The 14,550-nt window shown below is 69.9% G+C and carries 15 protein-coding genes and 1 pseudogene; 14 read left to right on the top strand and 2 right to left on the bottom strand.

The window, feature by feature from the left end; translation table 11 throughout:
• Positions 1-521: 521 nt before the first annotated feature.
• Positions 522-674: a hypothetical protein gene (locus WQO_RS36420; protein ID WP_167552041.1), complete on the bottom strand. Its 153-nt coding sequence runs from the start codon at positions 672-674 to the stop codon at positions 522-524.
• A gap of 172 nt (positions 675-846) precedes the next feature.
• On the opposite strand from WQO_RS36420, the gene WQO_RS18000 reads away from it, so the two are divergent.
• The 10 genes and pseudogenes from WQO_RS18000 (at position 847) to WQO_RS35155 (ending at position 9,250) form a co-directional block, all read left to right on the top strand.
• Positions 847-2,091, top strand: a complete 1,245-nt coding sequence (locus tag WQO_RS18000) for a hypothetical protein (RefSeq protein ID WP_058954025.1) — start codon at positions 847-849, stop codon at positions 2,089-2,091.
• A gap of 2 nt (positions 2,092-2,093) precedes the next feature.
• Complete coding sequence (locus WQO_RS17995) at positions 2,094-2,408, top strand: 4a-hydroxytetrahydrobiopterin dehydratase (protein ID WP_010063054.1); 315 nt, start codon at positions 2,094-2,096, stop codon at positions 2,406-2,408.
• A gap of 48 nt (positions 2,409-2,456) precedes the next feature.
• A pseudogene (locus tag WQO_RS17990) lies at positions 2,457-3,038 on the top strand (HD domain-containing protein).
• Positions 3,039-3,400: 362 nt separating this feature from the next.
• Complete coding sequence (locus WQO_RS17985) at positions 3,401-4,420, top strand: hypothetical protein (protein WP_058954024.1); 1,020 nt, start codon at positions 3,401-3,403, stop codon at positions 4,418-4,420.
• A 315-nt stretch (positions 4,421-4,735) separates the two neighbouring features.
• On the top strand, positions 4,736-5,293 hold the full coding sequence (locus tag WQO_RS17980) for a Uma2 family endonuclease (RefSeq protein WP_010056644.1): 558 nt from the start codon (positions 4,736-4,738) through the stop codon (positions 5,291-5,293).
• Positions 5,294-5,646: 353 nt separating this feature from the next.
• Complete coding sequence (locus WQO_RS36415; protein WP_010056643.1) at positions 5,647-5,811, top strand: hypothetical protein; 165 nt, start codon at positions 5,647-5,649, stop codon at positions 5,809-5,811.
• Positions 5,812-5,821: 10 nt separating this feature from the next.
• Complete coding sequence (locus tag WQO_RS17975) at positions 5,822-6,115, top strand: Dabb family protein (RefSeq protein ID WP_010056642.1); 294 nt, start codon at positions 5,822-5,824, stop codon at positions 6,113-6,115.
• 208 nt (positions 6,116-6,323) lie between these two features.
• Positions 6,324-7,211: an RNA polymerase sigma factor SigF gene (locus WQO_RS17970; RefSeq protein ID WP_029181927.1), complete on the top strand. Its 888-nt coding sequence runs from the start codon at positions 6,324-6,326 to the stop codon at positions 7,209-7,211.
• A gap of 234 nt (positions 7,212-7,445) precedes the next feature.
• Entirely contained in the window at positions 7,446-8,312 is an 867-nt protein-coding gene (locus WQO_RS17965; RefSeq protein WP_030579030.1) for an RNA polymerase sigma factor SigF, read from the top strand.
• A gap of 77 nt (positions 8,313-8,389) precedes the next feature.
• Positions 8,390-9,250 (top strand): hypothetical protein, encoded by an 861-nt coding sequence (locus tag WQO_RS35155; RefSeq protein ID WP_079055567.1) that lies wholly within the window; start codon positions 8,390-8,392, stop codon positions 9,248-9,250.
• 64 nt (positions 9,251-9,314) lie between these two features.
• On the opposite strand, the gene WQO_RS17950 is transcribed toward WQO_RS35155, so the two are convergent.
• On the bottom strand, positions 9,315-9,530 hold the full coding sequence (locus WQO_RS17950; protein WP_010056635.1) for a hypothetical protein: 216 nt from the start codon (positions 9,528-9,530) through the stop codon (positions 9,315-9,317).
• A gap of 270 nt (positions 9,531-9,800) precedes the next feature.
• On the opposite strand from WQO_RS17950, the gene WQO_RS17945 reads away from it, so the two are divergent.
• The 4 genes from WQO_RS17945 (at position 9,801) to WQO_RS17930 (ending at position 14,543) form a co-directional block, all read left to right on the top strand.
• The gene (locus WQO_RS17945) at positions 9,801-10,313 is read left to right on the top strand and encodes a MarR family winged helix-turn-helix transcriptional regulator (protein WP_029181926.1); all 513 of its coding nucleotides are present in this window, start codon (positions 9,801-9,803) and stop codon (positions 10,311-10,313) included.
• 127 nt (positions 10,314-10,440) lie between these two features.
• Positions 10,441-12,876 (top strand): MFS transporter, encoded by a 2,436-nt coding sequence (locus WQO_RS17940; protein ID WP_470433563.1) that lies wholly within the window; start codon positions 10,441-10,443, stop codon positions 12,874-12,876.
• A 301-nt stretch (positions 12,877-13,177) separates the two neighbouring features.
• Positions 13,178-13,996, top strand: a complete 819-nt coding sequence (locus WQO_RS17935) for a YceI family protein (protein WP_010056632.1) — start codon at positions 13,178-13,180, stop codon at positions 13,994-13,996.
• 76 nt (positions 13,997-14,072) lie between these two features.
• Positions 14,073-14,543, top strand: coding sequence for a PPOX class F420-dependent oxidoreductase (locus WQO_RS17930; protein WP_010056631.1), 471 nt, complete (start codon positions 14,073-14,075; stop codon positions 14,541-14,543).
• The last annotated feature ends 7 nt before the right edge of the window (positions 14,544-14,550 follow it).

Here is a 14,550-nt window from a genome sequence, read left to right as displayed (position 1 = left end):
GGCCAAGGACCGTGTGCCGCACGGAGGTCACCGGGGATCGCCAACATGCCTCGCAGACACGGACATCCGTGACCGACAAGGCGAGCGTCACCCGACGTTCCGGAGAGCGGTGGCCACCGCGTGGCACGGGCAAGCACACCCCGGCAGGCGGCACAGAGCATGCACGTCGGCCAAGTCGGTCACCAGCGCACTACGGCACACAACGCTGCACGGACCATCCGCCCCCCGCCGACAGGGCATCCAGGGCAACGACCGGCCGTCCGACCCCCTCGGCGACGGTGATCGGATCACCACGCCACAGCAACGTCACTCCACGCTCGGCGCAGTAAGCCACCTGCTCATCCTCGACCGGGACGACATGCGAGTCCCCGTTCACGTAAGACCTCATCCGCGCCGAACCTCCCGCCAAGCACGCCCCAAACGCACAGCCGTCGGACAGCAGACCCCTGCACGACAGGCGGCGCAGAACTGGGTGTGACCGAGCCAGGTCTTGTAGACGGTGTCGCCCAGGGCAGTGGTCTTCACAACGCGCCTTCGGCGCAATTGGGGCATTCACAGGCGGGGAACTCGTGTGAAAATTCCGGCCTTTCGAACGGGATCACCTCGACCTCATCCCGCAGGACACGGACAGTGCCTGTGCGGTTCACCTCGTACACCTTCAGCGTCATCGGCACGACGTTCTCCCTGACCAATCATCGGGCTCTCGGCCATTCCGCCGCATGGCCCGCTGTCACACCCTGATGATGGGCGAGTACGTCGAGTGAGAAATAGGTCGTGCGATGGCCACGCGCGGCCATCCGGCGGCCACGGCCAGGAGTCCGGACGATGACACCCCACACTGAACGCATGGGCCGCAACGACGCACTAAGAGCCGCCCGCCTGCGCCGAGGGTGGCGGAGCATCGAGGCCGCTGCTGGGGCACTCACCAAGCACGGGCAACAGTTGCTGGACGACCGCCAGTTCACGGTCTCGGCGCGGACGTGGCGCCGCTGGGAAGGAGAGCGCCCGGGCTGGCCGGCCGAGGAAACCGCAATCGTTCTCCACGACGCCCTCGGCCGCTGGCCCGAGGACCTGGGCTTCACGACCCCGCCGGGCTGGATCCGACCGGAGCACCACGAGGAGGAGCAGGTGAACCGCCGAGCCTTCACCTCCATTACTGCGGCTGCGCTCGTCACGGGGCCGACGGCTCAGCAGCACGTGGATCCTGCTCTGGTCGACTACTTCCAGCAGCAGTTGGAGGGTCACTACCGGGCCGACATGTTCCTGGGCCCCCATGATCTGATCGGGACGGTGTCCGCGCAGTACCAGCTCATCGACAAGCTTGTGCGCTCCGCGAAGGGTGAGACGCGGCGTGGACTTCTCCGCGCCGGCGCGGCCTACTCGGCTCTCGTCGGCTGGCTGTACCAGGATGCCGGTGACATCGACGGAGCCTCGTTCTGGCGAGGAGTGACGCAGGAAATCGCGGCCCGGTCCCGCGACCCGCATCTGATCGGCTACTCACTGGTGAACCAAGCCCAGGTGCGTACCGACCTGGGCGACGGGCACGCGGTCGTCGAGATGTGCGAGGCCGTTCTCGACGATGCCGACCGGCTCGTACCGAAAGTGCGGATCATGGCCATGCAGCAGCAGGCCCACGGTGCCAGCCTCACCGGCGAACGGCGCGCCGTCGATCACCTCCTGGACCAGGCTGTCCGTCTTCTGCCGAGCGTGGACGACGACTTGCCTTGGGGCAACGCATGCCGCCGGACTCCGGGTTACCTGGAGGTGCAGCGAGCCACTTGTTACGGGCGGCTAGGCCTGAGCGCCGAAGCAGGTTCCCTCTGGACGCAGGTGTTGGCGGTGGTACCGGAGACGGCCCGCCGAGACCGCGGGGTGTACATGGCCCGGCAGGCCCCCGCCGCCGCAGTGGCGCGGGAGCCGGACCAGGCGGTGGAGATCGCCCGCACTGTAGCCACCATCGCTGTTGAGACCCGTTCAGCCCGTATGTGCCGCGAACTGGCCACGCTGGAGCGGGCGATGCGCCCGTGGCACGATGCCCCGGTCGGCCGGGACCTCGCAGAGATCCTGGCACCGGTGACCGAGGGGAGCTGACGATGGGCAAAGATCCGCTGCCGGACGAGGAGATTGCCGCGTGCCTGGCTGAGTTGCCGGGGTGGGACCGGGAAGGGGACACGATCACTCGCGCGTTCGGCGTCCGGTACCACGGGGGCGTCGCGCTGATCGTCAATGTCGCGGACGTCGAGCGGCTCGTCGGCCACCACGCGGACATCGACCTGCGGTGGGACCACGTACGGTTCCGGATCACGACGCACGACGCCGGGCACCGGCTCACAGCGGCCGACTTCGAGCTGGCCGCGCGGATCGACCGGATCGCGGCGGCGCATCAGGCGCAGGCTCACAACGCCTGAGGCATTCGGTATGCGATCCGCCTCAGCGAGGCGTGAGAGGAGAGGGTCGTGACCGACGACCTGGCTGCGGTGGGCCGCTTTCTGTACGAGGCGGGCACGCTCAAGCAGACCCGGCGCGCCGGCTGGTGGATGGCCGGAGTACGCGATCCGGAGAGTGTGGCCGAGCATTCGTGGCGTACGGCGTTGATCGCCACGATCATCGCGAAGCTGGAGGGCGCCGACCCCGCCCGAGCCGCGTACCTCGCCGTCTGGCACGACACGCAGGAGAGCCGGACCGGGGACGTGAACCACCTCGGGAAGAAGTACGCGCCCGCCGGCGACCCCCAGGAGGTCACCGCCGACCAGTCGGCCGGAATGCCGGAGGTTTTGGCCTCGGCGGTCCGTGAACTGGTCGCGGAGTAGGAGGCGAAGGAGTCGCCGGAGGCGGTCTGCGTCCGGGACGCGGACAAGCTGGAGTGCTTGCTGCAAGGTATCGAGTACAAGGCCCAGGGCTACGAGAACGCTCAACGGTGGATCGACAACAGCCGAGGCCGGCTCGTCACCCAGACCGCCAACCGCCTCGCCGACGAACTCCTGGCGCAAGGAAGCCTCGACTGGCTGCGGGCGGCCCTGGGCGAGGGCAAGGCGTAGAACCCCGAAGCTTGGGTCCCGAGCCGCAAGCCTCGGGCTTCGGGGGCGGTCGGGTCACTCTTCCGGGGGTACGTGGACGGGGCTTCGGCCCGAAGCTCGGGTTCCGGGATGCGGGCATCGGGATGCGGGACCCGGGGTTCGAGCGCCTTCTTTAACCGGCGAGGAAACGAGGGGGGTTGGGAAAACCTCCCCTCCCTCCCCACCCCGTCACGGCCAGCCAGTATGACTAATCGTGACAGCTTGCGGCGCAGCGTGACGGCCGCTTACGGTGCGAGCACCAGAGAACTAAGCGACCCCGACGTGGTGTTGGAAGCACCAGGCCGGGGTCTCACCACAAGATCGATACCCAGAAAGCCGATCCCATGGTTACCCAGCACCATAGCTCTGCCCTATCCGCCCCCGCAGTCCCCGCCGCGTACCCGATGGCCAAGCCCGGCTACGGCAAACGTTCCACGCCCGGCCAACAAGCCCGTACGCGCGACGACTTCGCCTTGCTGCCCACTCGCGAGCGGTACGTCGCCGGATTCGTCGACCACCTCCCCGACGGTGCCGCGATGAGCGTGAAGCAACTGGCCAAGCAGCTCCCGCTGTACGGGCAGCAGGCCATCTCCACCGCTCTGAAGGCCTTGTCCGTCGCCGGGCACCTCCGGCGCGTCCGGTGCGCTGTCGGCGCGGGCGACGAAACCCGCTGGGTCTTCCGCACCTTCTGGTCCCGCACCGCCCGCGACAACGAGTGGTGGACCACCTACCTCGCCACCGAGACCGCCTCCCGAAGCGCCGGTTCGCCCCCGCCCGCCCCGGCCCCCGTCGCCGTACCGCAGCAGCGCACCGCGCCCGAGCCCACCCCGGAACCGGCACCCGTACCCGCACCGGAAGAACCGGCTCCGGCGACGACTCCGACGGCCCCGGCAGCCCGGCCAGCAGCCTTCTCCTCCGCCTACCTCGCCCTGGCCGAACTCGGCCGCAAGGACATCCGGCTGGCGCTGTCCGCCGACGACTGCGCCGCCCTCGAACCACAAGCCGCGGAATGGCTCGCCCGGGGCGTGACCACCGACTACCTGACCGCCGCCCTCACCGCAGGACTCCCCGGCCAGGTCGACTGCCCGCCCCGCTTCGTCCGCCGCCGCCTCACCGACAAGATCCCGCCGCAACTGCCCACCGCCCCGAGCCCCTCCCCCAGCGGCGGCACCCCAGCCCCTCGCCTCCTGATGGAGTGCACCGACTGCCGCCGCCCCGGTCGACCCGAAGCCCTCCCCGACGGCCTCTGCCGCCCCTGCCACACCGCCCACTCCGCAGACGGCCCGCCCTCACCCGACCCCACCCAGATCACCGCCGTCAAAGCCCACATGGCCAACCTCCGCGACCTCCTCAAACCCGTCTGAGCCCTCGCCACAGCTGCCCAGCCCACCACTGTTCGGCTGACGGAACTGCCGAGCGAAACTCACCCGGCAAGACCAACACTCCTGCCCGAGGGTGACGGAGACAGCCGTCCCCTTACGAGGAAGCCGCGCCGTACAGCCGCCAGGGGGCAGAATCACCATCGAGGCGGGGAGCATGACGAGTACTGCCGCTCTGTCTCACAAACGCCGGGAACACCCCCGCAGGCGCGGGGACCACCGGGGGCGCTCGGGTTATCTGGTCAGATTGACCAGGAACGCCCCCGCGGGTGCGGGGCCCACAGAGGGAAGCAGGGTGTAATGACCAGCGCACCGGACTACAGCCAAGGCATCAACGCCGAGCGCGCCCTGAAGTTCGCCGTGCAGCGGATCCGTGGGGATCGCGTCCAGATCATCGAGGGGATCATCGAACCGGTGTCACCTACGTGGGACCACGAGCGCGCCGCGAAGCTCGTGCGCCGTCAGATCGAGAACCGGGTGGACGAGCTCGGCTGCGTCGAAGGGTCCGGGAATCTGGATCTGCCCGGCTCGTCGAACTGGTACATCCCCGATATCGCTGTCGTGCCGGAGGAACTGGCGAAGGGAGGCAGCGCGCTTCTCCCCGACCAGACATTGCTGATCGTGGAAGTGACGCCCGAGTCGAACGCGGAGACGGACCGGATCGTCAAGCGGCGCAGGTACGCCGAGTACGGGGCGCCGCTGTACTTGCTCGTCGACCGCATCGACCACTGCGTGACGCTGTTCTCGGAGCCGGGAAAACTGGGATACACCCGTGTGGACGGCCCCTACCCGTTCGGGACAGCCGTGCGTCTTCCGGTGCCGTTCGAACTCGACATCGACACGAGCGGGCTCGCCTGACCGGCGCGTGCCTGCGGGGAAGGTCAGGTCGGGGGAAGCGGCATCGGGGGGACAAGCCGCTTCCCCCGGTGGGAACAGGGCCTGCTGGTCGTCCGCCGCGGTCAGGGGGAAATCGCGCGGCGGGCGGCCCCACAGAGAGGCCCCGTTCCGGCCTTCCGGGTCCTGCCTGGTCCCGTCGGGCTCGCTTTCCATCGTGCCGGGCGGCGAGGCTCGTGAGGTCCGGCGAAAGGCCTTGATAGCTGGGTCGTAGGTCCTTAAAAGGCGCATCAGTGATCAAAAACGGCCACCGGATACGGCCATTCGTGCGGATACAATCGCCCGATCGCACGTGAGGTCGACGGGGAGGCACGGTTGTGGCCAAGGCAAAGACGATCATCATCTACATGCTGGTGGTCTTCGTGCTGTACACGATCATCATGTCTCCCCAGCGGGCCGCCGAACTGGTCCAGGTAGGGTTCGAAGGCATTTCCACCGCCGCGCAGAGCGTCGGTGACTTCATGTCAGAGCTGGTGAAGTAGGAGTAGTGCGATGATCCGCCACCTGGTCCTTTTCAAGCTGAACGAGGGCGTCGAGCGGGACGACCCGCGGGTCGTCGCCGGGGACCGGGCCTTCCGGGAGCTGGAGGGGCAGATTCCGGAGCTGGAGTTCTGGGAGTGCGCCTGGAACATCACCGACCGGCCGATCGCGTACGACTACGCCATCAACTCCGCCGTCGCCGACGAGGACGCGCTCAAGCGGTACATCGAGCCCCCCGCCCACCAGGCCGCCGCCGGGCAGTGGCGTGAATTCGCCACTTGGGTGATCGCGGACTATCCCTTCTGATCGTGCCGATGGGGGCCGGTACGCCCGGTTCCTTCGACCCCTCGCCGTCCTGGCGGGGGGTTTCTTTATTCCTTTTTAAACCCTTATGCCGTCAACACGGCACTATGAGGTGCTTGCACACAGTGGACATGTCTTGTGATGCTATGACCGCTTTTGACGGATGAGTTGACCGTAGTTGACTAGTTGACCGCAAAGGGGTGGCGTCACCGTGCCGGCCAGTACAGCGCCTCAAGTGCCTCCCCAGTCCGTCCAAGCCTCCCCGGCCGTCCCGACCGTTCCGGCCGAGGACATCCAGACCGAGACCCCGGACCCCTCGGCCCGGCCCGCCCGGGCTCGCGGCGCCGACACCAGGGCGCTCACGCAGGTCCTCTTCGGTCAGCTCAAGAATCTGGAGCCGGGCACTCCGGAGCACCGCCGGGTCCGGGCCGCTCTCATCGAGGCGAACCTCCCCCTCGTCCGGTACGCCGCCGCGCGCTTCCGCAGCCGTAACGAGCCGATGGAGGACGTCGTCCAGGTCGGCACGATCGGTCTGATCAACGCCATCGACCGGTTCGACCCGGAGCGCGGCGTCCAGTTCCCCACGTTCGCGATGCCCACCGTCGTCGGCGAGATCAAACGCTACTTTCGCGACAACGTGCGCACCGTCCACGTCCCCCGCCGGCTGCACGAACTCTGGGTCCAGGTCACCGGCGCCACCGAGGATCTGACGACCGCTCACGGGCGGTCCCCGACCACCGGCGAGATCGCCGAGCGGCTGAAGATCTCCGAGGATGAGGTCCTGGCCTGCATCGAAGCGGGGCGCTCGTACCACGCGACCTCACTGGAGGCCGCCCAGGAGGGCGATGGGCTGCCCGGGCTGCTGGACCGGCTCGGCTATGAAGACCCGGCGCTCGCCGGTGTCGAGCACCGCGACCTCGTCCGGCACCTCCTCGTCCAGCTTCCCGAGCGCGAACAGCGCATCCTTCTGCTGCGCTACTACAGCAACTTGACCCAGTCTCAGATCAGCGCCGAGCTGGGCGTCTCCCAGATGCATGTGTCAAGGCTCCTCGCCCGAAGTTTCGCCCGGCTGAGATCCGCAAACAGGATCGAGGCGTAACCGGAACGGGTAGACCGTCCACAGAGCAGTTCTGACGGCATAAAAGGGCTACACCCCCTGTTTCCAGGGCGTATTCGGCGCTGACTTGTCGACATGTCACTACAGCGTGTTGCCGACATGTGACATTCTGCTCGAAGCGCGTTTGCCGCAGCCCCACCTCCGGTATTCAGGTGGAGGCTGCGTTCCTCCGATGGTCGCGGCCACCGCGACCGTCCGCGACCTCAAGGGGGTGGCATGTCCGAAGAACAGGGCAGCTCGAAGGTGCTCACGCTCACGAAGAGCGTGCCGGCACCCGCCGTGCTCACCAGCTCGCCGGAAGCCATCGACACCCGCACGCTGTCCCGCTCCCTGTTCCTGCGGCTCGCCGCGCTCGGCCCCGCATCGGGCCCCGAGGGAACGGACAGTCCGGAGCGGACCTATGTGCGGGACACACTGATCGAACTGAACCTCCCGCTGGTGCGGTACGCCGCGGCGCGGTTCCGCAGCCGCAACGAGCCGATGGAGGACATCGTCCAGGTCGGCACGATCGGCCTGATCAAGGCGATCGACCGGTTCGACTGCGAACGCGGCGTCGAGTTCCCGACGTTCGCCATGCCCACCGTCGTCGGCGAGATCAAACGCTTCTTCCGCGACACCTCCTGGTCCGTGCGGGTCCCCCGCCGCCTCCAGGAGCTGCGGCTCGCCCTGACCAAGACCAGCGACGAGCTCGCGCAGAAGCTCGACCGCTCGCCGACCGTCCCGGAGCTGGCCCGCGCGCTCGGGGTCTCCGAGGAGGACGTGGTCGACGGCCTCGCCGTCGGCAACGCCTACACCGCCTCCTCGCTCGACTCACCCTCCCCCGAGGACGACGGCGGCGAGGGCTCGCTCGCCGACCGCCTCGGGTACGAGGACACGGCACTGGAGGGCGTCGAATACCGCGAGTCCCTCAAGCCCCTGCTGGCCAAACTCGCCCCGCGCGAGCGCCAGATCATCATGCTCCGCTTCTTCGCGAACATGACCCAGTCGCAGATCGGCGAGGAGGTCGGCATCTCCCAGATGCACGTCTCCCGGCTGCTGACCCGCACGCTCGCGCAGCTCAGGGAAGGGCTCATCGCCGACTGAGGCGAAGAGCCACCGGCCGTCGGAAAAAGTGGTTCACGAGGGTTCTTATGTGACGGGACGTCAGACACACTGACGCGATGCGACGTCAGACATACGGCTCCTCCGGCCGCCGAGGTGCCGCCATCGCCGCCTCGGCGGCCGCGCTGTGCCTGGGCACCGGCCTGCTGACCGGCTGCGGCAGCGGGCCGGGCGACGGTTACGCGGCCGTGGGCGCGGCCGCCGGAAGCTCGAAGCCCCCCTCGGACGGGGCGCCCTCGGGCGACGTGACGCTCACCCCCCTCGACGCGAACGGGAGCGGGAGCGGGGGCGCTGAGGACAGGGGGCGTGGTGGCGGTGGTACGTCACCGAGCGGCGGTACGTCGCCGGGTACCGGTACGTCACCGGGCGCCGGCTCCCCGGGTGACGGCCGGTCCGGCGGCGCCCAGGACGGGTCCGGTGGGGCGCGTACGGGAGCGCCGGACGGGCGTCAGGCGGCCGGTTCGTCCGGCGGGTCGGGGAGCACCCCCGCGCAGCCCGCAGCCCCCTCCGCGCCCCCGAAACCCGGCGGCGGGGACGCGGGCAACCCGTCGCCTCCGGGACCCGGCAGTCCCGGTACACCCAGCAGCCCGAAGCCTCCCGCTCCGCCCGCGACCCCGGCCGCGCTGACGCTGAGCGCCCCGCAGCGGGCGGCGGCGGACAAGCGGTGGTGCGAGAAGGTGACCGTGGAGTTCCGCAACACCGGAGGCTCCCCGGCGCGCTCGGGGGCCGTCACCTTCGCCACGCACATCATCGGGGCCCTCGGCGTCGACTGGGCGACGATCACCTCGTCCCAGCCCCTGCCCGCCCCGATCGACGCGCGCTCCACGCGCTCGAAGACGTACACCGTCTGTGTGGAGTCCTGGCGGGTTCCGCTGGGGATGCGCGTCGAGACCCAGGATGTCTCCGCCGTGTGGGAGTGACCCCCACACGGCGGGTGTCGTATCAGCATGCTGCCCTACGGCAGCACGCCCGTACGGCCGCTCGTCAGCTCAGTGCGAGCCAGGCCACCGCACCGAGGACGACGACGACCGCGATCACGGCCGCGATCACCCCGGCCTTCGGCCCGGACGAGGTCGCCGCGGGCTGCTGCCGGCGCTGCGGCTCGCCCTCGTCGACGAAGGCGCGGAACATCTGCGTGCTGCCCGCCGGATCCTGGTTGCCCTCGGGGCCCGGCTGAGGGGCGTGGGGGTTGTGTGCCATGGGGCAGGACCCTAGCGAACTCGGGCCCCCGGCCCAACCCCCGGGGCCACCGGGCACCCCGCCCTACCTGCGGCGGCACATCTGAAGATCGTCCGAAAATCGTACGGACGAGGAAGCCGGAGACCGTCGGCGCAGGCGCTTGACCTCGACCCTACGGAGGCTTTTGCGTTCCTTTACTTATGCAAGGCCATTTTCGTTTGCCTGCAGCAACCAACGGCTTCTATCGTTGCCCTAAGCAACAACATAGTCGTGAGTGTGCTGGGGGTTCCCGTGGCCGCACGGAGTAGTTACGAGGAACTGGCCCGACAGCTCAGCGCCGTAGGGGCCGTCAAAAGGGGGCTCGCCCGAGCGCTGCCCCCCGAGTGCCCCGCGGGATCCGCCGCCGTACTGACCCTCCTGGACCGGCACGGCGAGATGCGGATCAGCCGGCTCGCCGAGCTGCTGTCCGTGGACATGTCGGTGACCAGTCGCCACGTGGCCCATGTGGCCGATCGCGGCTGGATCGAACGGTCCCCGGACCCGGCGGACAAGCGGTCCCGCATCCTGCGGCTGACCCCCGGCGGACACACGCAGCTCGACGAACTGACCCGGCGGACCACCGAGGTGTTCGCCCACAACCTCCAGGACTGGTCCGACGACGACGTCGGCCTGCTCATCGCGCTGCTGTCCCGGCTGCGTGACAGCTTCGCCTGTCGCGGATCCGGCGGCTGCGCCCCCGGACGTCACACCGGCGAGTGCAGGACCGGCCTCGGCGACGAGGCTCACGCCCGTACACCTGTGTAACAGAAGCAAATACGCACGGATAAGGAACTCAATGGCTACGACCACACCCACCGGTGTGCGGGGCGGCCACGCCAAGCACGGAGGGCACGGCGGCGGCAACGCCTCCGGCGCCCCCGACGGCACGCCGATGACACACCGGCAGATCATGGAGGCACTGACCGGGCTGCTGCTCGGCATGTTCGTCGCGATCCTGTCGTCGACGGTCGTCTCCAACGCCCTGCCCGAGATCATCTCCGACCTCGGCGGCGGCCAGAGCGCCTACACCTGGGTCGTGACGGCCTCGCTGCTGGCCATGACCGCCACCACCCCGCTCTGGGGCAAGCTCGCCGACCTCTTCAGCAAGAAGCTGCTGGTCCAGATAGCCCTGGTCATCTACGTCCTGGGCTCGGTCGTCGCCGGTCTGTCGACCAGCAGCGGCATGCTCATCGCCTGCCGCGTGATCCAGGGCATCGGCGTGGGCGGTCTCTCCGCCCTCGCGCAGATCGTCATGGCCGCGATGATCGCCCCGCGCGAGCGCGGCCGCTACAGCGGCTACCTGGGCGCGGTCTTCGCCGTCGCCACCGTCGGCGGTCCGCTGCTCGGCGGTGTCATCACCGACACCAGCTGGATGGGCTGGCGCTGGTGCTTCTACGTCGGCGTACCCTTCGCGGTCATCGCGCTGATCGTGCTCCAGAAGACCCTGAAGCTCCCCGTCGTCAAGCGCGAGGGCGTCAAGGTCGACTGGTCCGGCGCGTTCTTCATCAGCGCCGCCGTCTCCCTGCTGCTGGTCTGGGTGACCTTCGCGGGCGACAAGTACGACTGGCTGTCGTGGCAGACGTACGTGATGGTCGCGGGCTCGGTCCTGCTCGGCCTGATCTTCGTGCTCATCGAGTCGCGGGCCAAGGAACCCATCATCCCGCTGCGCCTCTTCCGTAACCGCACCATCACGCTGGCCTCGATCGCCTCGCTGTTCGTCGGCATCGCGATGTTCGCGGGCACCGTGTTCTTCAGCCAGTACTTCCAGCTGGCGCGCGGCAAGTCGCCGACGATGTCCGGCGTCATGACCATCCCGATGATCGCGGGGCTCTTCCTCTCCTCGACGATCTCCGGTCAGGTCATCACCAAGACCGGGCGCTGGAAGGCGTGGCTGGTCACCGGCGGCTTCCTGGTCACGGCCGGGCTCGGGCTGCTGGGCACGATCCGGTACGACACCCCGTACTGGCACGTCGCCATCTTCATGTTCGTCATGGGTCTCGGCATCGGCATGATGATGCAGAACCTGGTCCTCGCCACGCAGAACCAGGTCGCTCCCGAGGACCTCGGTTCCGCCAGCTCCGTCGTCACCTTCTTCCGCTCCCTCGGCGGTGCGATCGGCGTCTCGGCGCTCGGCGCGGTCCTCGGCAACCGGGTCACCCAGTACGTCAAGGACGGCCTCGCCGCGCTCGGCCCCGAGGGCGCCAAGCTCGGCCACGGCGGCACCGGCGGCGGGGGCATCCCCGACCTGGACAAGCTGCCCGAGCCGTTCCGCCTGGTCATGGAGTCCGCGTACGGGCACGGCGTCGGCGACGTCTTCCTGTACGCCGCTCCGTGCGCGCTCATCGCCTTCATCGTGACGATCTTCATCAAGGAGGTCGCCCTGAAGACCAGCGCGGCGAACGACGCCCCCACCGAGGCGTCGGACCAGGCTCCGGCTCCGGCCGCCGTCGAGACCGCCGAGATCCCCGTGCCCGCCGCCGTCGGCGCGGCCGGTCTGGTCTCCGAGGGCGCGGCCGGGGTCACCTCGGTCGACACGGCGGAAGCCCCTCACGACACCGTCCAGGGCACCCCCGTCCACGGTGTGGTGCGCGGTGCCGAGGGCGCTCCGGTCGCCCGCGCGGCGGTCACCCTGATCTCGCTGGGCGGCCGGCAGCTCGGGCGCTCCGTGGCCCGGACCGACGGCGGCTACACCCTGGACGCCCCCGGCTCCGGCAGCTACGTCCTGATCGCCTCCGCCGACGGCTTCCAGCCGCAGGCATCCACGGTGGTCGTCGGCGACGAAGCGCTGGCCTTCGACATCCTGCTGTCCGGTACGAGCGGACTGGCCGGGACCGTCCGGGCCGCCGAGTCCGGCGCCCCCGTGGACGGCGCGATGGTCATCGTGACCGACGTCCGGGGCGACGTGCTGGCCACCGGCGCGTCCGGCCCGACCGGTGAGTTCGCCTTCGGCGAGCTGATCCCGGGCTCCGTGACCGTCGCGGTCAACGCGGCCGGCTTCCGTCCGCTGGCGCTGCCGGTGGAGATCGGCGGCCAGGGCGTCACCCGTGTCGAGGCCGCGCTGCGGTCCGGTGCGCTGGTCCGGGGCGTCGTGCGGGCCGGGTCCGCCCGGGGTCCGCTGGCCGACGCCCGGGTCACGCTCATCGACGCGGCGGGCAACGTGGTCGCCACCGCGACGACCGGCGAGGACGGGGCGTACGCCTTCACCGACCTGGACGCGGGCGAGTACTCGGTCATCGCGACCGGCTACCCGCCGGTGGCGGGCTCCCTCACCGTCAGCGGTACGGGAGTCGACGGGCACGACATCGAGCTCGCCCACCCGGGCGAGTGACGGTCCCTCACGTGAGCACGTGCTCCTGAGCACGTGAAGAGCACGGGCTCACGTGAAGGGATCGCGAAGACCCCTGGTCGGGCGGCACTTCGAGCGGAGAGGCTGTCGCGACCGGGTGGAAAGGGGCCCCGGTGGCGGGTACGGCAGGCAGGGGACGGCCGGCCGTGACCGCCCCGGGGCCCGACTCATGTGACCCCCACGTTCCGTCAGGTTCCGTCGCCTTCCGACGGGGCACCGGGTCGTCGGGGCGTCGCACGCGGGTCATCGAGTCATCGAGCTAGGGCTTCTGGGAGAGATACGGATGGGACTTCGCGCACAGGTACGGACGCGGGACGGCTGGGCGGTCCAGCACGCCGTCGTGACGGTCACCGACATGACCGGCGCCCAGGTGCTGCGGGCCGCGGCCGACGAGGACGGGGCCGTCCGCACGGACGGCTCCCTGACGGCCGGCGCGTACACGGTGATCGTCACGGCGGTCGGGTACGCCCCCGCCGCCTCCACCGCCCTCGTCACCGCGAGCGGCCGGATCGAGGCCGGGCAGATCGTGCTGGCCCGGCAGGGCGGGGTGGAGCTGCCACCGCCGGGCGCCTGGTCGCTGGACCCCGCGCACTCCTCGGTCGGCGCGGTCGCCCAGCACCTGGGGATCTCCAGCGTGCACGGCCGGTTCACCGACTTCGGCGGCCGGATCGAGATCGCCGAGGAGATCAACAGCTCCCGGGTCGACGCGGTGATCCGGGCGGCCAGCATCGACACCGGCAACGGCATGCGGGACAAGCACCTGCGCTCGCCGGACTTCCTGGACGTCGACCGGTACCCGGAGATCGCCTACAGCTCCACCGGGCTGGCCCCGGCGGGCCCCGACCGCTGGACCGTCCACGGCGAGCTGACCATGCACGGCGTCTCTCGCCCCGTCGACCTGGACCTGACCTACCTCGGCACCGGGCCCGACCCGTGGGGCGGGGTGCGCGCGGCCTTCCACGCCACCGCCGAACTGCGCCGCGACGACTTCGCGATGAACTACAACCAGGTCGTGCAGGCGGGCATCTCCGCGATCGGCACGACCCTGCGCGTGGAGCTGGACATCCAGGCGGTACAGGGCGAGGCGCTGCCCATGGCGTGACCCGGGCCCGCCTCGCGCCGGTCGTGGGCGAGGCGCTTCCCGGGCGGCCGCACGGGCCGGTCGTAGGGTGGTGGGCATGGCACCGAACATCGCGACCAACACCGCCGTGGAGCTCGACGAGTTGCTGGCGTTCGTACGCCCCCGGCACCGGGCGGTCCTGCTCACCACCCGGGCCGACGGGCGCCCCCAGGGGTCCCCGCTGACCTGCGGCGTGGACGACGCGGGGCGGATCGTCATGTCGACGTACCCCGAGCGCGCCAAGACCCGCAACGCCCGGCGCGACGAGCGGGTCAGCGTGATCGTCCTGTCCGACGAGTGGGACGGGCCGTGGGTGCAGGTCGACGGCGCGGCGGAGGTCATCGACGCCCCGGACTCGGTCGAGCCGCTGGTGGAGTACTTCCGGAACATCTCGGGGGAGCACCCGGACTGGGACGAGTACCGGGCGGCGATGCTGAAGCAGGGCAAGTCGATCATCCGGGTCACCCCGGAGCGCTGGGGCCCCGTCGCCACCGGCGGCTTCCCGGCTCACCTGGCCCCGGGGAGCTGATCGCGCG

It is taken from the genome of Streptomyces globisporus C-1027 (genome assembly GCF_000261345.2).
Taxonomy (GTDB): Bacteria; Actinomycetota; Actinomycetes; order Streptomycetales; family Streptomycetaceae; genus Streptomyces; species Streptomyces pakalii.
Note: the sequence above shows the minus strand (reverse complement) of the source record. Positions and strands in the feature narration are given on the sequence as shown.